Raw genomic sequence first — 21,374 nt, forward strand, 5'->3', positions numbered from 1 at the left:
CAGACATGATCTTCAACTCCCATGCTTGTACATGCGCGCTCAACGGTGGCGCGCGTAACCGTTCGGGCTCAATGAAGACCAGCGCGGTGGCCGTGCGTTCTGTACTCAGGGACGGGCTTGAAAACCCAAGTCGCTACCAAACTGCACGGACCGGTCTGGCTGCCTTAAAGGCCGTCAAACTTTACCGCGATGGTCGAAAGGAAGATACAAGTCGCTTCGCGTCTTCCCCCAGAGGGGGACGCCGCCAGCGCGGCGGGGCGGCACTTGCGCGGCGGCCGCTGGTCTTTGCCGCGCCAGTTTCAACGGCCTCGGGCGTCGCGTTGCGCCTTGAACAACTGGTATTGAAATGATGGCATCTACTACTGCGGCGCTGCAACTGCACGACGCCCGCCCGTTCTTTGAAAAAGCCCTGGTGCATGGTGTGCAGCAGGGCATTCTGGATGCGAACCGACTGTCCGTCATCTGCGCCGACGCCCCGAAGGGCATGGTGCAGATCGCCCGTTACTTTGGCAGTGAATTTTTGCGGCCCGAGCTGGAAAAGGCCCGCGACCGCATGGTCAATCTCATCAGCCTGTATTTGCTGGACACCACCGGCGGCGATCTGAGCCAAGCCGCCATCTCGCTGCGTGATCATTCGTTCCTGTCACGCTCCAAGGGCGGCTCCGACATGCTCAAGCGCCTGATCGCCATGCCCGAGAGCAGCAACTTCGGCATGGCCGGTTATGAGGATGCACAAACGCCGCTGCTGGCGGTATGGTCGCTGCGCAGCTACACCGATTACCAGGCCGAACTGGCCCGCCGCAGCCAGATTGCCCACGCAATCGGTGCCGCGCAGTGGCTGGCCGAGCAATACGAGCTCGATGCCGATGAGCTCGAAGCCGCGGGCGCTGATGCCGAGGCCGTCATTCGCACCGGTCTGCTCATGCAGGCCCTGGCGCCCAAAGCCATGCAGCTGGGCGAGTGGCCCAACGCCGTGGCCCTGGAGAAGCTGGTGACGGCGCTGCGCAAGAAAAAGCTGGCGGCGCCCAAGCAACTGCTGCTGCCAGCCGGCTTGCCCGCAGACCTGCGCGCGGTGATGCAGACGCATTGCGCCAGCGTGCTGGCCGACCTGCCCAAGTTGCTGGATGCCACCAATCCGCTGCGCAGCCTGCTGCGCCCGACCGGCGCTTTTCGTGCCCGATACTTCTTGCTCGACGACCCGCTGGCCGAGGTGGACCACTACCATCGCAGCCTGGATGCGCTGGAAGAAGGCGGTGAGCCTCCCCAGCCCGCCAGCAAGACGTGGACAAAAACCACCCAGGGCAACGAAGACGAGCACTCGCTGCTCACGCTGTTCCTTTGCCTTGCCGCAGGGGCACCCAAAAAGACGCTGCTGACCGAAAAAACCGCCGCCAGCCTTGTGCGCAAGATCCGTAAAAGCGGACTGCAACCCGAACTGGCGATAGACTTTATTCGCAGCCATGCGCCAGGCGCGTATCAGGCAGACTACATCGATATGTGGAACAGTTTTTTGCAGGACTCGGCCAAAACACTGGGCAGCGACATGGACTACCAGATGCACGACGCGCTGGCCCTGCTGCGCCGCGAGTGCCATGTGGCGGGGTGAAGCTGTGAAGGCGGGCGGCGTTGCGGTGGCGGGCCTGGCGTTCGCGTGCCCCCTGGTCGCCATGTGCCCGAAGGTAAGCACCTTCCGGTGTGTCTTGACATAAACGCCTACCGTATCGGCGCCCGCGAAACCGTTCGCACTCCACCCGATTTTTCTCTTTTTTGGTCCACAGTCCGGCGACGCAAGGTGGACTGGCGCAGGGGAGTGGCTGCTCGCGATCTTTTTGCCACGCTGGTATGGCGCCCCGCGCATGGCGCGCAGGCGATTCGCCGTTCTGTCATGCCCCTGTGATCTGGCCATGCGATCTTTTCCTCTTCATTCAAAAGAGAGGAGTTTTCATGCAGAAGATCACGATCGCAACACTTGTGGCTGCCGCCATGCTCAGCGCCTGCGGCGGTGGCGGGGAAGTTGCCGAGCCTGCGTCCCCGGTCGTCAGCACCAAGGCCTTTGCCACCAGCACCTACTGGAGCGGCATCAGCCGTGCCTTGCCAACGACTCCCCTGGGTCATCAGGTCGCCATGTCGTGCCACAACTGCTATGGCGACAACATTGCGCAGACGGAAGCCAAGGTGTCGAAAGCGCTGGGCCGCGGCTTTGACCTGGTCGAGCTGGACCTGACCCTGCATGCAGACGGCAAGGTGTATGTGGAGCACAACGATGGCGAAATCGCGCACGGCACGTTCGATGCGACGTTGGCCAATGCCAGCTTGCAGCAAAGCGACCGCATGCTGTTTCTGGAGGTCAAGGAAGCGTATTCGTCGCCGGCATTCAGCGATTCGCTGATGCTGAGCGTGCTGCGCACGGTGCGCGATAAAGGCTATGCCGCAGCGGGACGGCCCGTCTTTCTGCGCGCCTTCATGGATGGTCGCCACCAGCACCTCGTGCGGGCCAAGGCGTTACTGGCGACAAGCGAGTTTGCCGGTATTCGCGACCACATCCGCTTTCATACGCTGATTGAAAGCGATATCCGCAACAACATTCGCGCGACCAAGAGCCTGGGCTTTGACGGCGTGGAACTTCAATACCAGACTTCAGATCTGTTCGGCAAACTCGAGCAAGCCAGGCAACTTGGGCTGGGTGCAGGCATCTACACGGTACCCGCCAGCATGGGGGAGGCCTTTATATCGGCGCTGCGTGAAGATGTGGATTTCATCACCACTGACTACGATCTGGCCGCCACGGCCCAGTCGTCAAATGTGCGTGCGTTGGTGCAGGAGAACACCTCGCTGGTTTATCTGAACGCCGCCCGCCAAAGCGCCTATCCGCTGAGCTACCGCCGCACCAATACGGCGGACTATGCTTTGGCCAGCAGCAACACCATGCCCGGGCTGGAGTGGCTGTCCGTCACCAGTGATGAAGACCGCATTGGCGGCAGCATGGTATTCACGGGCACCCAGAGCGTTACCACCTGGGATGCGGACAACGCCACAGACGGCGGCTTTCTGGTGACGGCCGTGGTGAACTTTGACGACTTGACCTCGGGGGGCACGGCGAGCATCGTGGCCAAGAGCGACGCAGGCGGTTTTGCACTGGAGCAAGCCGGAATGCAGCTGCGGTTTGGGGTGCATGTGAATGGCGGTTATTCCTATGCCACCACCCCGCTCATCGGTTTGAACGGAACCAACTCCTACTTCATCGTCGGTGCTTACGACGGCAACGGCGCTGTGCGCCTGTGGGTCAACAACGTTGAGCGCATGGCCTCTGCGTCGATCTCCGGCGGTGTCACACTGAACAACAGCCCGGTCGTGATTGGTGCCGACCCCCAGGGGGCGACGGACCGCCGGTACTTCTTCAAGGGCAAGATTCAGCAGGTGATGGTGCAAAAGTGGCGTAACCACTGAGCGCTGTTGCGTGTCGCCACGCGGCACCGAACAACGCGGGGGTGCCTTAGCCTTGGTGGCGGCAGGCGGTGTGTCTTTGTTTCTGCACGTTCCGCGCTGCCTGCAAGTTTCATCAGGTGGCCGTGCCTGCCTTAGAAATCCATTACCAGTGATGCCTTCAGGCTTCGGCCTGGCTGGGTGTAGGCGTCATTCACGGTGCTGGACGCGGCCAGGCCATAGACGTCGGGCCAGAGCCAGTATTTGCGGTTGGTGACGTTGGTTACTGCCACGTTCAGCCGCAGGTCCTTGCGCAGGCGCCACTGGGCCGACAGATCGAGCGTGGTGGCCTGCCCGATGGTGAACTGCGTGTTGGGCGCCTTGACGGCGGAGGCGCTGTCGATGTCGCTGGCCTTTTTGGCGCCGTGGTGGCGCAGGTCGGCACGCAGGCCCCAGGCGGCGGTGTCGTATTGCACCCCCAGGCTGATCTGTTGGGGGTCGATGGAGTTCAGTGGCGCGCCGGTTGCACGATTCACGCCCTTGGCGCGGCCCCAGCTAAAGGGGGTGCTGACGCGCCCGCCCGCGATGGGGCCCCAGTCGTAGATCCCTTTGACCTCGATGCCGGTGATGCGGGCCCGCTCGGTATTAAGGGTCTGGAAAACGCGGGGGTCTGCGGCTGTGCCAGTGCCGCGGATGAGCACGGTGTCCATGATGAGGTTGGAGTACTGGTTGGCGAAGATGGCAGCATCCAGCTTCAGGCGGTCGAACCGGCCGCGCGCACCCAGTTCCAGGCCGCGGCTTTTTTCAGGCTTGAGGTCGGGGTTGGGAATGATGGTGACCTGCTCGGCGGCGTTTTCGTAGTAGCCGTTGATCTGCGCTGCATCGGGTGCGCGAAACCCCGTGGCATATTGTCCAAACACGCTCCACTGCGAAGTGGCGCGGTACAGCACCCCCAGCTTTGGCGACAGCGCCGAGCCCGAGAGCGACTGGCCCGGCTTGGCGGCGGGCGGGTAAAAACCGGCCTGGGTGGTCACGTCCAGCGCAAAGTGGTCCCACCGCAGCCCCGGGGTGATGCTCCATCGGTCAATGACGGATTCGGCCTGAACATACACGGCGCTGCTGGTCTCGCGCGTGTCCGGAAAACGCTTGAGCGGAAACACCTCGGGCGGCAGCGGGGCGACGCCTGTGTAGACATTGCTGATGTCGCTGCGGATATGGTCGATGCCATAGGTGAGCTTGTGAGCCCAGCCGCCGGGTGTGCGCAGCGTTTTTTCGGCCTGCAGGCCTGCCTGCCAGGTGTTTTCGGAATAGGAGTTGTCGCGAACGCGCAAGGGCAGGGTGTTGCGCACGCTGGTGCCTACCTGGCGGGAACTGGCGTGCTGCACGGCCAGCACCGTCTGCAGCTGGTCGGCCCAGCTGGCACCCAGGGTGTAGCGGCCATCCCAGGTGAAGCGGCTGCGGTCCATGGTGCGGCTGGAGTTTTCATCCCTGACGGCGCCGGCGATGGCGGTTGGACTGCCCGTCAGCGGCAGGGGCGCGCGGCTAGACAACAGGTTCACGTCGGCCTGCTTTTCCACATGTTCCAGGGTGACAACATGGCGCTGCGCGGCCGAAGGTCGCAACACCACCTTGGCCAGCACGGCGTTGTCTTCGTTGTGCTGCGGGTTGGGTGTGGTGCGGCTGGTGTCAGAGGTATCGCGTGTGCCCATGTTGTCCATGGCGTGCGAACGGCGGGCGTTGGCGGTGACCAGCCATTGCACGGTGTCGCTGGCAGTGCCCGCCACCGTGGCCGCCAGCGCACGGCCGTTGTCGTCGCCGCTCCAGCCGGCAGAAATACGCCCGCCCACCTGTTTGGGCGGGGCGCCCTTGGCGCTGGTCAGAAAGTCCGCTGGCTCGTGGGTGATGAAGTTGACCAGCCCCGCCATGCCGTCGGAGCCATACAGCGCAGATGCCGGCCCGCGCACTACCTCGATGCGCTTGAGCAGCTCCATGGACAGGTATTCGCGGTCGAACGTGGTGGTGCGAAAAGCATAGCTGCGGGGCACGCGGATGCCATCGACCAGCATGAGCACGCGGTTGCCACCCAGCCCGCGGATGTTCAGGCCCACATTGCCGTCGCGGCCGGTGCCCACGGTGTTGGCGCCCCCCACCGTGGTGCGCGGCAGAGGATGCTTGACGGAGGTGTTGGGCAGGTCGCGCAGGGCCTCGCGCACGTCGCGGCTTTGCTGGTCACTCAGGGCGCGGGCGTCAATCACATCGATCGACAAGGGCAGCTCGTCGCTCAGCTGCTCGCTGCGCGAGCCGCTCACCACCATTTCGGCCATCAACGGTGTGCTCTGGGCATGAACGCCGGTGGGCAGGCAGGCCACCGCGGTAAGCAACGCCACGCTGTGCAGGGCTCCCAAACTGTGGCTTTGACGCGAAAGATGAGGGGGGCCAAACGATGCGATTTCATAAGTGTTGGTTTCCGGTGGCGGTTGTGGGATTATTGGAAGGCTGGTAGGAAATTGATTCACGTTAAGTGAATGTATTTGATGCGTATCAAAGTGATCCCGCGGCACCCGTCGAAAAATCGATACCAAGCCTGCCGAAACTATATTGTCGCAGCCCTCGGCGGGCAGTCCTGCGGGATGGAATTAGCGCATGGGCTGCGGCACACAAGGAGTTCCCATGACAACCCGAAAGCTGGCGCGCCTTGCGGCCCTGGCACTGTCCACTCTGGCTCTGGCCGCCACTGCACAACACAAAGATGGTGCTACGGACCCTGAGGTGAAATACCAGGCAGGTTCTTCACCTCTGGCCGATGTACCGATGTACCAAAGCACGAACCCCAAAGCGCCGAAGATGACGCAGGCCGAGTTCGATCGCGCTCGCCAGATCTACTTCGAGCGTTGCGCTGGCTGCCACGGTGTGCTGCGCAAGGGCGCCACCGGCAAGCCCCTGACCCCTGACATCACCATGGCCAAGGGCACCGACTACCTGAAGGTGTTCATTGCCTACGGTTCGCCCGCTGGCATGCCCAACTGGCAGACCTCTGGTGAAATGGATGAAGCCACGGTGGACCTGATGGCCCGTTACATCCAGCACGACGCGCCTACGCCACCCGAGTGGAGTCTGGACGACACCAAGAAGACCTGGAAGGTAACGGTTGCGCCCAAGGACCGTCCGACCAAGAAGATGAACAACTTCAACATCGAGAACATCTTCTCCACCACGCTGCGTGACACGGGTGAGATTGCTTTGATCGATGGCGACACCAAGGAAATCATCAGCATCATCAAGACCGGCTATGCGGTGCACATCTCTCGCATGTCGGCTTCGGGCCGCTACCTGTTCGTGATTGGCCGCGACGCCAAGATCAACATGGTCGACCTGTGGATGGCAAAACCCGACAGCGTGGCAGAAGTGCGCATCGGCCTGGAAGCCCGCTCGGTGGAAACCTCCAAGGCCAAGGGCTACAAGGACAAGCTGGTGATCGCTGGTGCTTACTGGCCGCCCCAGTTCACCATCATGGACGGCGACACGCTGGAGCCCAAGAAGATCGTCTCCACCCGCGGCATGGTCGTGGGCACGCAGGAATACCATCCTGAGCCCCGCGTGGCATCCATTCTGGGTTCCCACTACAAGCCCGAGTTCATCGTGAACGTGAAGGAAACCGGCAAGACCTTGATGGTGGACTACTCCAATCTGGACGCCCTCAAGATCACCGAAATCGGTTCTGCTCCGTTCCTGCATGACGGCGGCCTGGATGCGTCCAAGCGCTACTTCATGGTGGCTGCCAACAACAGCAACAAGATTGCTGCGATCGATACCAAGGACGGCAAGCTGGCTGGTCTGGTGGATGTGGGCAAGATTCCCCACCCCGGCCGTGGCGCCAACTTCAACCATCCGCAGTTCGGTCCCGTGTGGGCTACCGGTCACCTGGGTGACGAGACGATCTCCCTGATCGGCACCGACCCCAAGAAGTTCAAGCAGTACGCTTTCAAGGAAGTGGCCAAGCTCAAGGGTCCTGGCGGTGGCGCTCTGTTCGTCAAGAGCCACCCCAAATCCAAGAACCTGTGGTCTGATGCGCCTCTGAATCCCGATCCAAAGATCTCCCAGGCCATCGTGGTGTATGACATCAACAACCTGGACAAGGGCTACAAGACGCTGCCTATCGCCGAGTGGGCCGACCTGAAGGACGACGGTGCCAAGCGCGTGGTGCAGCCTGAGTACAACAAGGCTGGTGACGAGGTCTGGTTCTCTGTCTGGTCCGCCAAGAACAAGGAAAGCGCGATCGTGGTGGTGGACGACAAGACCCTCAAGCTCAAGAAGGTCATCAAGGATCCACGCCTGATTACCCCCACGGGCCACTTCAACGTCTACAACACGCAGTACGACGTGTATTGATGTCAGAAGCACTGCCACCAAGCCCCCGGGCTTTGTGGCGGTGCCCAAAGCAAAAGCCGCCGGCAGGAGCAATCCCGCCGGCGGCTTTTTTTTATCCTGGAAGCAGTGGTGGACTGCTGCTTCCAGTGGGTGATTTATTTAGTGCCAAAGATGCGGTCGCCCGCATCGCCCAGGCCGGGCAGGATGTAGCCGTGGTCGTTGAGCTCACGGTCGATGGCGGCGGTGAAGATGGGCACGTCGGGGTGGGCTTTTTGCAGCGTGGCCACGCCTTCGGGGGCGGCCAGAAGGCAGACAAACTTGATCGAGCGGGGCTTGAGCTTCTTCAGTCGCTCCACGGCGGCGGCAGCCGAGTTGCCTGTGGCCAGCATGGGATCGACCACGACGATGTCGCGCGCTTCCATTTCTGCGGGCATCTTGAAGTAGTACTCCACGGGTTGCAGCGTTTCAGGGTCGCGGTACAGGCCGATATGGCCCACTCGGGCGCCGGGCACCACGTTGAGCATGCCGTCCAGAAAGCCGTTGCCCGCACGCAGGATGGAGACCAGCACCAGCTTTTTGCCGTCAATGACCTTGCCGGTCATGGTTTCGAGCGGTGTTTCGATCTGCACGTCCTGCAGCGGCATGTCGCGCGTGACTTCATAGGCCATCAGCGTGGAGAGCTCGCCCAGCAGGCGGCGAAAGCTGTTGGTGCTGGCGTCTTTCTTGCGCATCAGCGTGAGCTTGTGCTGGACGAGGGGATGGGTGATGACGGTAACGTTGCTCATGGCTGGGGCCTGTGTTTGTCTGATGGGAGGAGGCGGGCCTGTATTTTCACCCGCCGGGGCGTTGAAAATGGATGCGGCCCAATACCAGTGATGCCGCTGAACCGGTTTTTCCGTGGCACCGGCATCGCCCGGTTGCGCAGCAAGGTGGCGCAGTCGCCGCGGGCCGGTGAGGCTAATCTGCAAGAAAGCGGGCGTAGCGTGTCATATCGACATTGCCGCCGCTGATCACAATGCCCACCCGGGCGCCATGCACATCCACACTGCCGTGTTCTGCGCCGGCAAAGGCCAGTGCCCCCGTGGGTTCCACCACGATCTTCATGCGTTCGGCAAAAAACCGCAGGGCTTGCACCAGTTGTTCGTCGGTGGCGGTGACCATGTCGTCCGCCAGGCGCTGGATGATGGGGAAGGTGATCTGGCCCAGCGCCTGGGTTTGTGCGCCATCGGCAATGGTGTGGGGCGTGGGAATCTGCACGATATGACCCGCGCGGAAAGACTGTTGCCCATCGTTGCCCGCCTCGGGTTCTACGCCAACCACGCGGCAGTGTGGGGCCAGTGCCTCGGCGGCCAGCAGGCTGCCCGCCAGCAGGCCGCCTCCGCCCACACAGACAAAAAGGTAGTCGAGGTTGGGCACTTCTTCCAGCAGCTCTTTGGCCGCGGTGCCTTGCCCTGCAATGACGTGCGGGTGGTCAAACGGCGGCACCAGCGTCATGCCGCGCTCTTGCGCCAGGCGCCGGCTGATGGCCTCGCGGTCTTCGGTGTATCGGTTGTAGGTGACGACCTGCGCACCATAGCCACGCGTGGCCGCCATCTTGGCTGCAGGGGCGTCTTCGGGCATGACGATGACGGCGGGCATATCCAGCAGCCGGGCCGACATGGCAATGGCCTGGGCATGGTTGCCGGCCGAGAACGCCAGCACGCCGCCCTTGCGCTGTTCGTCGGTGAACTGGGCCAGGGTATTGAAGGCCCCGCGGAACTTGAATGCGCCGGTGCGCTGCAGGTTTTCGCACTTGAAGAACAGCTGCGCACCCAGCCTTTCGTCGGCCGTGGTGGAGCGCAGCACCGGGGTGTGGTGCGCCATGCCGTGCAGGCGATGGGCCGCGTCGGCCACGTCGGCGTAGGTGGGCGCGAAGGTGGGCACGGAAAAGGGTGTCTGTGTCATGGCGGCATCCTTGGCAGGCGGGACGCCGGGAAGCGGCAACCACGCCGTCGCATCATAGCCCGTTGCAGCACGATTTCAAGCATAAATGCCCTCTAGCGCTTATTCCATAAGCGCGAGCAGCTATGAATTTTGATGTAAAAAACTGTTCAAGATTTTTTCATGGGGGTCCGCATGGCTTCAAAACCGCCACGCTCTAGGCGCACGCCGCAGCCCATACGCATGTATGGGCAAGGTGGGCAACGACGAGCGTGGCGGTTTTGGAGCCATGCCCTTCGGGTTGCCCCGCAAAGGCTGCGTCCGCGGCGTTGCAAATCCTGGCCGGGCCACCAGCCCGGCTGTGGTTTGCGCCTTGCGGCCACAGCCTTTGCGGGGCAACGTACCCCATGAAAAAATCTCGAACTGGTTCTAAGCGCGGGTGCCGGCTGTGCGGCGCGCCCCCTGCGGGTGCCGCCAGGCCGTGGTGCCTGGCGCGGCCTACGCTTCAGCCCAGTTCGCTGAAGCGCGTCAGCGCTGCCAGCGCCGGGAAGTCGCCCGCGCGTTTTTGCTTCATGGCCGAGACCGATTCGCGCACATGCTGGTTGCTCCAGATAGCGCCCTGCAGCCAGCCCATCTGGCGCAGGCTGTCGTCCACGCTGTGGTCGCGGGCGTAGTTCACGGCCTGCTTGGTGCCCCAGATGGCCACAGGCGGCTTGCTGGCGATTTCTTGCGCGCATTGCAGGGCTGCGGCCAGCATGGCCTCTGGCGTCTCGAAAACCTCATTGACCAGGCCGTAGCCGAGGGCCTTTTGCGCGGGCATACGGCGACCGGTATAGGCCAGCTCTTTCACCACGCCCAACGGGATCAGCTTGGGCAGGCGCTGCAAGGTGCCCACGTCGGCCACCATGCCGATGTTGATCTCCTGGATGCAGAAGAAGGCGTCCTGCGTGGCATACCGAATGCAGGCCGCAGTGACCATGTCCACCGCACCACCAATGCAGCCGCCCTGGATGGCCATGATGACCGGAATGCGCAGGTTTTCGATGCGGGTAAAAGTGGCCTGCATGTCGGTGAGCAGGTCAAAAATGGCGGCGCGGCCCTCGGGGCTCTGATCGTCCATGGTGATGGCGCCGCCAAAGGTTTCGAGTGCCATGCCTGCGCTGAAATGCTTGCCCGTGCTGCTGATGACCAGTGCCCGCGCTTCGCCTGTCTGGTGCAGGTGGGCCAGCACCTCGTCCAGCTCGCGCCAGAAGGTGGGGTGCATGGTGTTCATGACCTCGGGCCGGTTCATCACCAGATGGGCCACATGGTGGGTGATGCTGAGGGAAAAGCAGGTGAGTGTGTTCATGGCTGTGGAATGTAGGTCGGTGGTGTTGCTCTAACTCGTCGCGCGGGCGACTTTGAGTGAAAAATGCCACCAACGCAAGGTGGTATTGCGTTGATTGCTATTAATTTATTGTCTTTTATCCGACTCTGCGCTGAATGGGCGGTGTGCCTGCATCAATCGCCGCCGCTACCTCCGCCACCACATCCGTTGCCGCCACCGTCGCCCGCACCGCCATCGCCGGCACTTGCGTCCGCGCTGTCCATGCCGCCGAAATCATCCGCGCTGCCAGTGAAGCTGCCATCCGAGAAGCTGGTGCCGAAATAGGTTCGGCCCCCATCGTGGTGGGGGTGCTTGCCGGGGCCGAGGTTGGCGCAGTCAGGGGCGTAGTGAAAACCGCCCGGAATGTCCAGTTTGGCATCCAGTGCAAACAGCAGCGGCAGGCGGCTGGGTGTGCGCGGGTTGATGGCCTCGTCTTTGCAGGCCCAGTACCAGGCGCGCCGAAGGCCGTCGTTGTGGCGTGCTTTCTTGCCCAGCACTTCAGCAGGGGTGTGGTCCAGAAAGTACCCCAATGCGTTGTCGCACCAGCTCTTGTAGGCCCGGGTGTGCAGGATGAACGCGTGCCACATGGCATCGACCGCTTGCGACGGCATGGCCACAAAATTCTTGTCGCTGCGCAGGCAAGCCAGGAAGAACTGGCGCAGGCCGCGCTCGACCAGCTCGCAATCCTTGGCGCTCAGGGCAGGGTAGGTTTCGCGCAGCTTGCGTTGCAGAAACTGGGGCAGTGCGGCCTCGCGAACAAAGCGCTCGCGCACCACCCGGGTCCAGCGCACCATGCTCACCGTGGCCAGCAGGGTGAACGCAACGTACACCCCCCACTGCCAGCGCACGGGCCACCAGCCCGCCAGTGCCCCTAGCAGCGCCAGCAGCCACAAGGCGATGATCCCCTGGACAAGACGGCGGGAGAACCGTATCAGCAGCTTTTCTAGCCAGGTCATCGGCGCCCGTCTAGCGTTTGCGTCCGCCGAACACGCTGCCCAGAACGCCGCGCAGGATCTCGCGACCAATGGTGGTGCCCATCGTGCGCACAGCCGACTTGGCCATGGTCTGCGCCAGGCCTTCTCGTTTGCCACCGCGCGGCCCGGTGCTGCCAAACAGTACGTCGTTGAGCCCGCCCAGCAGGCCACCGCCTTCATCGGCCGCTTCACCCTTGGCGCCCTTGCCGTTGCCCGCCGGGGCGCTGGCCTGTTCGCTCGCTTCGGCTGCCCGGCCCCTGAGTTTTTCGTAGGCAGACTCACGGTCCACCAATTTTTCATAGACGCCTGTCACCAGCGAGCCAGCCATCAGCGCCTTGCGCTGCTCGGGTGTGATGGGGCCAAGCTGGCTGCCGGGCGGCAGCACAAATACGCGCTCTGTCACGCTGGGGCGGCCCTTGGCGTCTAGAAAACTCACCAATGCCTCGCCCACGGCCAGCTCGGTGATGGCGGTCTCGATATCGAGGCCCGGCTTTTGCCGCATCGTGGTGGCGGTGGCCTTCACGGCCTTCTGGTCGCGCGGCGTGAAGGCACGCAGCGCGTGCTGCACGCGGTTGCCCAGCTGGGCCAGCACGCTGTCGGGGATGTCGAGCGGGTTCTGCGTGACGAAATACACACCCACGCCCTTGGAGCGCACCAGGCGCACCACCAGCTCAATGCGCTCGACCAGCACCTTGGGCGCCTCGTTGAACAGCAGGTGGGCTTCGTCGAAGAAGAAAACTAGCTTGGGCTTTTCGGGGTCGCCGATTTCGGGCAGTTGCTCAAACAGCTCGGACAGCATCCACAGCAAAAACGTGGCGTACAGGCGCGGCGAATTCATGAGTTTGTCGGCCGCCAGGATGTTGACCACGCCGTGGCCGTCCACTGTCTGCATGAAGTCCTGGATGTCGAGCATGGGCTCGCCAAAGAACTGCTCGCCGCCCTGGCTCTCGATCTGCAGCAGCCCGCGTTGGATGGCGCCCACGCTGGCGGCGCTGACATTGCCGTATTCGGTGGTGAACTCCTTGGCGTTGTCGCCCACGTATTGCAGCATGGCACGCAGGTCTTTCAGGTCCAGCAGCAGCAGGCCGTTGTCGTCGGCGATCTTGAACACCAGGTTGAGCACACCGAGCTGTGTTTCGTTCAGGTTGAGCATGCGGCCCAGCAGCAGCGGGCCCATGTCAGACACCGTTGCGCGCACCGGGTGGCCCTGCTCGCCAAACACGTCCCATAGCGTGGTGGGGCAGGCCAGGGGAGTGGGCATGGGGAGGCCGCGTTCCTTGAGCACGGCGGCCAGTTTTTCGCCGATCTTGCCCGGTTGGCTGGCGCCCGTAAGGTCGCCCTTCACGTCGGCCATGAACACCGGCACGCCAATGCGCGAGAAATTCTCGGCCAGGGTCTGCAGGGTCACCGTCTTGCCGGTGCCGGTGGCCCCGGTAATGAGGCCGTGGCGGTTGGCCAGGCCTGGCAGCAGGTGGCATTCGATGGTGTCGTGCTTCGCAATCAGCAGGGGTTCGGCCATTTCGGATTTCCTCGGGGGTCGGGTCGGGCAAAAAGTAAAATCAACTCAGTAGATTAAATCAATACAAAAGGATTTCCCGTGGCAGGACACAGTAAATGGGCGAATATCCAGCACCGAAAGGGACGGCAGGATGAAAAACGCGGCAAGATCTGGACCCGCATCATTCGCGAAATCACCGTGGCCGCGCGCTCTGGTGGTGGCGATCTGTCGGCCAACCCCCGTTTGCGCCTGGCGGTGGACAAGGCCAAGGCAGCCAACATGCCGGCGGACCGCATCAAATACAACATCGACAAGGCCACCGGCAACGCCGAAGGCCTGACCTATGAGGAAATCCGCTACGAGGGCTACGGCATTGGTGGCGCGGCCATCATCATTGACACCATGACCGACAACCGCGTTCGCACCGTGGCCGAAGTGCGCCATGCGTTCAGCAAGCATGGCGGCAGCATGGGCACCGAAGGCTCGGTGGTATTCCAGTTCAAGCACTGTGGCCAGCTGATTTTTGCGCCGGGCACGGGAGAAGACACGGTGATGGAAGTGGCCCTGGAGGCGGGCGCCGAAGATGTCATCACGGGCGACGACGGCGCCATCGAGGTGCTGACTGCACCTGCCGATTTCGAGGCGGTGAAAAATGCGCTGGAAGCCGCGGGTTTGACGCCTGAAGTGGCCGAAGTGACCATGCGCGCCGAGAACACCATCGAACTGGAAGGCGAAGACGCTGCCCGGATGCAAAAACTGCTGGACGTTCTGGAAGATCTGGACGACGCTCAAGAGGTCTATCACAACGCTGCGCTATGAAAGTTCTTGTCATTGGAGGCGGCGGCCGTGAACACGCAATGGCCTGGAAGCTCAGCCAGTCACCCAAGGTGACCAAGGTATTCGTGGCGCCGGGCAACGGTGGCACGGCGCTTTCGAACCAGTTCGAGAACGTTGCTATTGCCGATGTGCGCGAGTTGCGCACCTGGGCCCAGGCCGAGAAAATCGGCCTGACGGTGGTGGGCCCCGAGGCGCCGCTGGCTGCGGGCGTGGTGGATGAGTTCCGCGCCCACGGCATGCGCATCTTCGGGCCCAGCAAGGCCGCTGCGCAGCTGGAAAGCTCCAAGGCCTTCTCCAAGGCCTTCATGCGCCGCCACGGCATCCCCACGGCCGACTACGACACCTTTACCGACCCCGCTGCCGCCCACGCCTTTGTGGACCGCCTGGGTGCGCCCATCGTCATCAAGGCCGACGGCCTGGCCGCAGGCAAGGGCGTGGTGGTGGCCATGACGCTGCAAGAGGCGCACGATGCCGTCGACTTCATGCTGGTGGACAACAAATACGGCGTGACCCACAACGACGGCGGCGCACGTGTGGTGATCGAAGAATTTCTCGAAGGCGAAGAAGCCTCCTTCATCGTGCTGTGCGATGGCAAAAACGTGCTGGCGTTGGCCACCAGCCAGGACCACAAGCGCCTGAAGGACGGCGACGAAGGCCCCAACACCGGTGGCATGGGCGCCTACTCGCCCGCGCCCGTGGTTACGGCCGATGTGCACGCCCGCGCCATGCGCGAGATCATCCTGCCCACCATCCGTGGCATGGAAAAGGACGGCATCCCCTACACAGGCTTTTTGTATGCGGGCCTGATGATCGACGCCAAGGGCCATCCCAAGACGCTCGAATTCAACTGCCGCATGGGCGACCCCGAGACGCAGCCCATCCTGATGCGCCTGAAGAGTGACCTGTTCGACGTGCTGGGAGCTGGTGTGGACGGCAAGCTCGACCAGATCGAGTTGCAGTGGGACCGCCGCACCGCTTTGGGCGTGGTCATGGCCGCGCACGGCTACCCCGAGTCGCCACGCAAGGGCGACACGATCACCGGCTTGCCTGCGGAGGCCGACGATGCCGTGGTATTCCATGCAGGAACGGCGCTCCATGATGGTGTGGTCAGTGTCACCGGAGGCCGTGTTCTGTGCGTGACGGTGCTGGCCGACAGCGTCAAGCTGGCCCAGCAGCGCGCCTATGACGTGGCGCGGGGCATTCACTTCGACGGTGCGCAATACCGCCGTGACATCGGTTTTCGGGCTGTGAAGTGATTCCCTCCTGTGCCGCTTTTGGCGCCTTACCCCTGAGGGGGGCGCCACCAGCGCCGCGGGGCGGCCCTTGCGCGGCGGCCTTGCTCTGCGCCGCGCCAGTCTCACGGGTCGTGCGCGGTGCCCAGGGATGACCTGCACAACTCCCTGCGGTCTATGGCAGCGCGGTCTCGGGCGATCCGCTGCGTTGCTTTTCTTGCCATTAGCCCGGCTATTGGCTGCAAAAAGACGCCTTGCGGCCCATCCCGATCCACACTACCACCGACGCACGAGGGTTATGCAGGTCATCCCTGGTGCAATGGACTACTGCAATGCAATCAATTGAACTGAATCCGGCCGCGACCGTGGCAACTGTGCGCAGCTACCTGCAGGGCCTGCAGGCCCGTATCACCGATGCGCTGGAATCCGTGGAGGGCGAGGGCGGCGCCCGGTTTCTGGCCGATGCCTGGAGCAAGTCGCCCGGCGAGCCCCTGCAGGGCAATGGCATTACCAAGATCATGGAAGGTGGGCGGGTGTTTGAGCGTGCGGGCTGTGGCTTCAGCCATGTGCGCGGGCCGCAGCTGCCGTCATCGGCCACGCAGCACCGCCCCGAGCTGGCGGGCGCGCCGTTTGAGGCCATGGGCGTGTCGCTGGTGTTCCATCCGCGCAATCCTTATGTGCCCACGGTACACATGAACGTGCGCATGATCGCTGCTGGCCATCCTGGGCAAACGCCCACCTGCTGGTTTGGCGGCGGCATGGACCTCACGCCCTACTACGGCTTCGAGGAAGATGCGGTGCACTTTCACCGCACCTGCCGCGATGCCCTGAGCGCCTTTGGCGACGACAAGTATCCGCGCTTCAAGCAGTGGTGCGATGAATACTTTTACCTCAAGCACCGCGGCGAGCAGCGTGGTGTGGGTGGGGTGTTTTATGACGACTTCTCGGAGCTGGGTTTTGACCAGAGTTTGGCCATGACGCAGTCGGTGGGCGATGCCTTCCTCAAGGCCTACCTGCCCATCGTGGAGAAGCGCCAGAATCTGCCGTTTGGCGAGCGCGAGCGTGACTTCCAGCTCTACCGCCGGGGCCGCTATGTCGAGTTCAACCTGGTATGGGACCGGGGCACGCACTTTGGCCTGCAGTCCGGCGGGCGTACCGAGTCGATCTTGCTGTCCATGCCGCCGCTGGTGTCGTGGTCGTACCAGCGTTCCGATGCGGCAGATTCCGCAGAAGCCGAGCTCACCCAGCGCTTTCTGGTGCGGCGCGACTGGCTGACTGGCGGGGCTGGCGCTACCGCCTGAACGCCATGAAAAGCGCAAAAGCTATAATTTCAATAGCTGTCAGCGCTTTTCACACAAGCGCAAGAGGCCAAAAACACCTCAAACTGCCGCAGCGCCAACGTGCAACACCCAAGGCGCAGCCCGCTGGCTGTGAGCTGCGTTGCACGCTATATTGATTCCATTTCTTCTCTATTCACCGCCTGATGACCACCTCCACCAAATCGGAAACCGCCGCCAAAAAAGACGTAACCAAGCTCCAGCGCGCCATCGTCGATGGTCTGGAGGACGTCAAGGCGCAAGACATCCAGGTCTTCAACACCGAGCATCTTTCGCCGCTGTTTGAGCGGGTGATCGTGGCATCGGGCACCTCCAACCGACAGACCAAGGCGCTCGCTGCCAGCGTGCGCGATGCCGTGCGTGAAGCGGGTTTTGTGAAGCCGCGCATCGAAGGCGAAGAAAACGGCGAGTGGATCATCGTGGACTGCGGCGCCGCCGTGGCGCACATCATGCAGCCCGCCATCCGCCAGTACTACCGTCTGGAAGAGCTGTGGGGCGACACTCCTGTGCGCCTGAAGCTGGGCGCAGCCAAGCCTGTCTCCAGCGCCGCCACGGAGCTGGCCGAGAAGAAGTCGGCCCAGAAGGCTGCCAAATCGGACGCCAAGGCTGCTGGCAAGGCGCCCGCCAAAAAGGCAGCGGCACCTGCGGTGGCCGCCCGGTCGGGCAAGGCCACTGTCAAGGCCGTCGCCAAAACAGCTGCCAAGCCTGCAGCCACTTCTGCCAAATCTGCAGCGAAGACGACCGCAAAAGCACCTGCCAAAGCCGTCGCCAAGGCGCCCGCAAAGAGCAGCAGCACTGCCAAGGCTGTACCGGCCAAGGCCTCCGCAAAGCCAACGACTGCAGCCAAGAAGCCCGCAGCCACCAAGGCACCGGTCAAGACCGTGGTGGTCAAGCCATCGGCCCCACGCAGCAAGACCGCTGCTGCTGCCAAGTCCGGTGCAAAGCCCACCGCAGCACGCGGTGGCGCTGCCGCCAAGCCCGCAGCCAAGAGGGCTCCGGGCCGCAAGTGATGGGTGCCTTGGCCCCTCGACAAACCCTGCCCGCGCATAGCGCCTGAGCTGCCATGAAGCTGCTGATCGTGGCTGTGGGTCAGCGCGTGCCCGACTGGTCGCAGACGGCGTACGAAGATTACGCCAAGCGTTTTCCACCGGAGCTGAAGGTCGAGCTCAAGGCAGTCAAGACCGAGCCGCGCGGCTCGAAGACCCTGGAGACGCTTTACGCGGCCGAGCGCGAGCGGATCGAAGCCGCCATTCCGCGTGGCACCCGTGTGGTGGCACTGGATGAGCGCGGCACCAATCTCACCACCAAGGCATTGGCCGAACGGCTCAAGGGCTGGCAGCTGGGCGGCGACGATGTGGCGCTGGTCATCGGCGGCCCCGACGGGTTGGATCCGGCCTTTCGTCAGGCTGCCCACGAACGCATCCGTCTGTCAGACTTGACCTTGCCACACGCGATGGTGCGAGTGCTGCTCATCGAGCAGCTGTACCGCGCCTGGTCGGTGAATGCAGGGCACCCTTACCACCGCGAATGAGGGGAAAAGCCTGCTTCGGATGTGTGTAGTTTACTATCTTATTTATAGCTGCTTGCGATTGATGGGTAAGCGCTAGAGCCGTTTTTCACTTAAAACGGCCATTAAAAAGCAAAGCGGTTCTGGCCAGGCGGTGTGTCACAGGCATGACGAGTCGTATGACAAGACGCGACAACGACGCCAGAAGCGTTGGGTTGGCCGCTCCAATAATCTGTTTATGCCCGACTTCATCTACCTCGCCTCCCAAAGTCCACGCCGCCGCCAACTGCTCGAGCAGCTGGGCGTGCGCCATGAACTGCTGCTACCCAATGTGGACGGCGACGAGGCCGAAGACGCCGAGGCCATTGAGGCAGTGTTGGCCGGCGAAGCGCCCACCGCCTACGTGGAGCGCGTGACGGGCCTCAAGCTCGATGCCGCCGTAGCACGGCGCGCGCGCCGTGGTTTGCCAGATGCGCCCATTCTTTGCTCTGACACCACCGTGGCCCTGGGTCGAACCATCTATGGCAAACCCGACGATGCGGCCCACGCTGAGCGCATGTTGGGCGAACTGGCGGGGCACGAACACAGTGTGCTCACCGCTGTGGCGTTGCAGGTGGGCTCAAAACGCCTTGCTGCGTTATCAGTGTCACATGTGACCTTTGCCAAGCTCACGCCCGAGCAAATCGCCGCGTATGTGGCCACTGGCGAGCCCCTGGGCAAGGCGGGGGCGTATGGCATTCAGGGCAGGGCGGCTGCGTTCATCCCGAAGCTGAGCGGCAGCTATTCGGGCATCATGGGTCTGCCCATGTACGAGACCGCACAATTGCTGCGCGCAGCCGGCTTCAGCGTTTAATCCCATCACAAATTTCCACCCCATGCAACAAGACATCCTGATCAACTGGTCGCCCCAGGAAACCCGCGTGGCCGTGGTGGAGCATGGCGCCGTGCAGGAGTTGCATATCGAACGCACACTCGAGCGCGGCTTGGTGGGCAATGTGTATTTGGGCAAGGTTTCGCGCGTGCTGCCCGGCATGCAGTCAGCCTTCATCGACATCGGTCTGGAGCGGGCGGCGTTTTTGCATGTGGCCGATGTCTGGCAACGCCAGGATGGCGGAGAGGCTCCCATGTTCGCCCGAAAAGGCGAGCCGCAGGTACCGATTGAAAAACAGGTGTTTGAGGGACAGTCGCTGATGGTGCAGGTCATCAAGGACCCGATTGGCACCAAGGGCGCGCGCCTGTCCACCCAGATCAGCCTTGCCGGGCGCCTGCTGGTGTTTTTGCCACAGGACGATCATGTGGGCGTGTCGCAGAAAATACCGGTGGCTGAGCGCGAGGCTTTGCGCGCTCGTCTGCAGGATCTGGTGGGGGATAAATCCACGGGCGGTGGTGGTGGCTTCATCTTGCGCACCAATGGCGAGGACTCTTCTGATGCCGAGTTGGCGGAAGACATCGCCTATCTGCGCAAAACCTGGGCGCGCACCAAGGAGGCATCCCTCAAGTTACCGGTCATGTCACTGCTGCACCAGGATCTGGACCTGCTGCAGCGTGTGCTGCGGGATCTGGTGGGTGAGCACACCCAGACCATCCGTATTGATTCCGTGGAGCAGTTTCATCGCCTGCGCGCTTTCGGGCAGGAGTTCATGCCAGCGGCAGTCGGCAAGCTCCAGCATTACAAAGGTGAGCGGCCCATTTTTGATCTGTATTCAATCGATGAGGAAGTCACCAAGGCGCTTGGGCGAAGGGTGGACCTGAAATCGGGCGGTTACCTCATCGTTGACCAGACAGAGGCGCTGACCACGATGGACGTGAATACCGGCGGTTTTGTGGGTGCGCGCAATTTCGATGACACCATCTTCAAGACCAACCTAGAGGCCGCACAAGCTATTGCACGTCAGCTCCGCCTGCGCAACCTGGGTGGAATCATCATTGTGGATTTCATTGACATGGTTCGCGACGACCACCAGCAGGCCGTTCTCACAGAGTTCACGAAACAACTCGCGCGCGATCGGGTCAAAACCATGGCGGGCGGCTTTTCCCAGTTGGGCTTGGTGGAGATGACGCGCAAGCGCACCCGCGAATCACTCGCGCACATGCTGTGCGAGCCTTGCAGTGCTTGCAAAGGGGCCGGACAGTTGAAAACTGCGCGCAGCGTGTGTTACGACATACTGCGCGAGATCCTGCGTGAGGCTCGGCAGTTCAACCCCCGCGAGTTTCGCGTGGTGGCTTCACCCCGTGTGGTGGAATTGTTTCTGGATGAGGAAAGCCAACATCTGGCAGGTCTCAGTGATTTCATCGGCAAGCCAATTTCTCTTCAGGCCGAAAGCGCCATGGGGCAAGAGCAGTACGACATTGTGCTGCTGTAGTGCCTGTGCGGAACAGTCGGTTGTGGACGGGCTGGCGGCTGTTACCACCTGCACGAGACGCGCCCTCTGCTTTCCGGTTTTCTTCATTTTTCCATGCTATAGTCGTAGGCTTCGCTGTTCAGAGGCGTCCCTGTTGGGAAGATCTGGGTGGTGGAGAAGAAGGTTTGCAAAAAGGTGTGATTTTGGGTTTGATTGGGTAAAAACCCGGTATATAATTCAAGGCTGCGCTGAGAGTAGCGGGTTGCTGGAGACGGCGGCTAACGAAGAAAGTGCAAAGACCTTCGGGTTGACAGGGTTTTAAAAAGCCTGTTATAATCTAAGGCTCAGCTGATCGCAGCTGAGTCAGGAGATCAAGAAAGCTTTGGCTGTTTTGGTATCTGGTTCATTAAAAATATACAGCCGATAAGCGTGGGCGTTTGATGGCGAGTGCCAAGTTCTTTGGAACTAGTGCTTAGCACTACAAACGCTCATGAGAGAGAAGTGAAGTTCACTTCAATTCTTAATTATGAGTTGCTCGAAAGAGCGAAAAAAAAATCAAGATCGAACTGT

General features: G+C 62.2%; 17 protein-coding genes. 11 read left to right on the plus strand and 6 right to left on the minus strand.

Annotation, left to right across the window (positions count from 1 at the left end; genetic code table 11):
- The 3 genes from DTW89_RS14385 to DTW89_RS14395 all read left to right on the plus strand — a co-directional run.
- A partial coding sequence (locus DTW89_RS14385; RefSeq protein ID WP_236637152.1) for a hypothetical protein occupies window positions 1-350 on the plus strand: 350 nt, incomplete at its 5' end.
- Complete coding sequence (locus DTW89_RS14390; RefSeq protein WP_114656457.1) at window positions 350-1,606, plus strand: hypothetical protein; 1,257 nt, start codon at window positions 350-352, stop codon at window positions 1,604-1,606. The genes DTW89_RS14385 and DTW89_RS14390, both read left to right, overlap by 1 nt.
- Before the next feature lie 338 nt (window positions 1,607-1,944).
- The gene (locus DTW89_RS14395) at window positions 1,945-3,447 is read left to right on the plus strand and encodes a LamG-like jellyroll fold domain-containing protein (RefSeq protein WP_161555643.1); all 1,503 of its coding nucleotides are present in this window, start codon (window positions 1,945-1,947) and stop codon (window positions 3,445-3,447) included.
- A 131-nt stretch (window positions 3,448-3,578) separates the two neighbouring features.
- On the opposite strand, the gene DTW89_RS14400 is transcribed toward DTW89_RS14395, so the two are convergent.
- Window positions 3,579-5,810 (minus strand): TonB-dependent hemoglobin/transferrin/lactoferrin family receptor, encoded by a 2,232-nt coding sequence (locus DTW89_RS14400; protein ID WP_236637153.1) that lies wholly within the window; start codon window positions 5,808-5,810, stop codon window positions 3,579-3,581.
- Window positions 5,811-6,093: 283 nt separating this feature from the next.
- Between DTW89_RS14400 and DTW89_RS14405 the strand changes: the two genes are divergently transcribed.
- Window positions 6,094-7,812, plus strand: coding sequence for a nitrite reductase (locus DTW89_RS14405; protein WP_114656446.1), 1,719 nt, complete (start codon window positions 6,094-6,096; stop codon window positions 7,810-7,812).
- Between the two features lie 134 nt (window positions 7,813-7,946).
- Here the strand turns inward: DTW89_RS14405 and upp are convergent, their stop codons facing one another.
- The 5 genes from upp to DTW89_RS14435 form a co-directional block, all read right to left on the minus strand.
- Window positions 7,947-8,576, minus strand: coding sequence for a uracil phosphoribosyltransferase (gene upp / locus DTW89_RS14410; protein ID WP_024815231.1), 630 nt, complete (start codon window positions 8,574-8,576; stop codon window positions 7,947-7,949).
- Between the two features lie 172 nt (window positions 8,577-8,748).
- The gene (locus DTW89_RS14415) at window positions 8,749-9,735 is read right to left on the minus strand and encodes a threo-3-hydroxy-L-aspartate ammonia-lyase (RefSeq protein ID WP_114656447.1); all 987 of its coding nucleotides are present in this window, start codon (window positions 9,733-9,735) and stop codon (window positions 8,749-8,751) included.
- A 481-nt stretch (window positions 9,736-10,216) separates the two neighbouring features.
- Window positions 10,217-11,059, minus strand: coding sequence for an enoyl-CoA hydratase-related protein (locus DTW89_RS14425; RefSeq protein ID WP_114656449.1), 843 nt, complete (start codon window positions 11,057-11,059; stop codon window positions 10,217-10,219).
- Between the two features lie 152 nt (window positions 11,060-11,211).
- Complete coding sequence (locus DTW89_RS14430; RefSeq protein ID WP_114656450.1) at window positions 11,212-12,033, minus strand: glycine-rich domain-containing protein; 822 nt, start codon at window positions 12,031-12,033, stop codon at window positions 11,212-11,214.
- 10 nt (window positions 12,034-12,043) lie between these two features.
- A complete protein-coding gene (locus DTW89_RS14435) occupies window positions 12,044-13,570 on the minus strand; it encodes a helicase HerA-like domain-containing protein (protein WP_114656451.1) in 1,527 nt (508 codons plus the stop codon).
- 78 nt (window positions 13,571-13,648) lie between these two features.
- Here DTW89_RS14435 and DTW89_RS14440 point away from each other — a divergent pair, with 78 nt between their 5' ends.
- From DTW89_RS14440 to rng, 7 genes are all read left to right on the plus strand, one after another.
- Window positions 13,649-14,368, plus strand: a complete 720-nt coding sequence (locus DTW89_RS14440) for a YebC/PmpR family DNA-binding transcriptional regulator (protein WP_024815226.1) — start codon at window positions 13,649-13,651, stop codon at window positions 14,366-14,368.
- Window positions 14,365-15,642 (plus strand): phosphoribosylamine--glycine ligase, encoded by a 1,278-nt coding sequence (gene purD, locus DTW89_RS14445; RefSeq protein WP_114656452.1) that lies wholly within the window; start codon window positions 14,365-14,367, stop codon window positions 15,640-15,642. The genes DTW89_RS14440 and purD overlap by 4 nt, the downstream gene beginning before the upstream one ends.
- A 308-nt stretch (window positions 15,643-15,950) precedes the next feature.
- Window positions 15,951-16,919, plus strand: a complete 969-nt coding sequence (gene hemF / locus DTW89_RS14450) for an oxygen-dependent coproporphyrinogen oxidase (protein ID WP_114656453.1) — start codon at window positions 15,951-15,953, stop codon at window positions 16,917-16,919.
- 182 nt (window positions 16,920-17,101) lie between these two features.
- Entirely contained in the window at window positions 17,102-17,965 is an 864-nt protein-coding gene (rsfS, locus tag DTW89_RS14455) for a ribosome silencing factor (RefSeq protein ID WP_114656454.1), read from the plus strand.
- Between the two features lie 53 nt (window positions 17,966-18,018).
- Window positions 18,019-18,486: a 23S rRNA (pseudouridine(1915)-N(3))-methyltransferase RlmH gene (gene rlmH / locus DTW89_RS14460; protein WP_024815222.1), complete on the plus strand. Its 468-nt coding sequence runs from the start codon at window positions 18,019-18,021 to the stop codon at window positions 18,484-18,486.
- Window positions 18,487-18,700: 214 nt separating this feature from the next.
- Window positions 18,701-19,315, plus strand: a complete 615-nt coding sequence (locus DTW89_RS14465) for a Maf family protein (RefSeq protein WP_114656455.1) — start codon at window positions 18,701-18,703, stop codon at window positions 19,313-19,315.
- A 22-nt stretch (window positions 19,316-19,337) separates the two neighbouring features.
- Window positions 19,338-20,825: a ribonuclease G gene (gene rng, locus DTW89_RS14470; RefSeq protein WP_114656456.1), complete on the plus strand. Its 1,488-nt coding sequence runs from the start codon at window positions 19,338-19,340 to the stop codon at window positions 20,823-20,825.
- The last annotated feature ends 549 nt before the right edge of the window (window positions 20,826-21,374 follow it).

It is taken from the genome of Acidovorax sp. BoFeN1 (assembly GCF_003345135.1).
Taxonomy (GTDB): domain Bacteria; phylum Pseudomonadota; class Gammaproteobacteria; order Burkholderiales; family Burkholderiaceae_C; genus Acidovorax; species Acidovorax defluvii.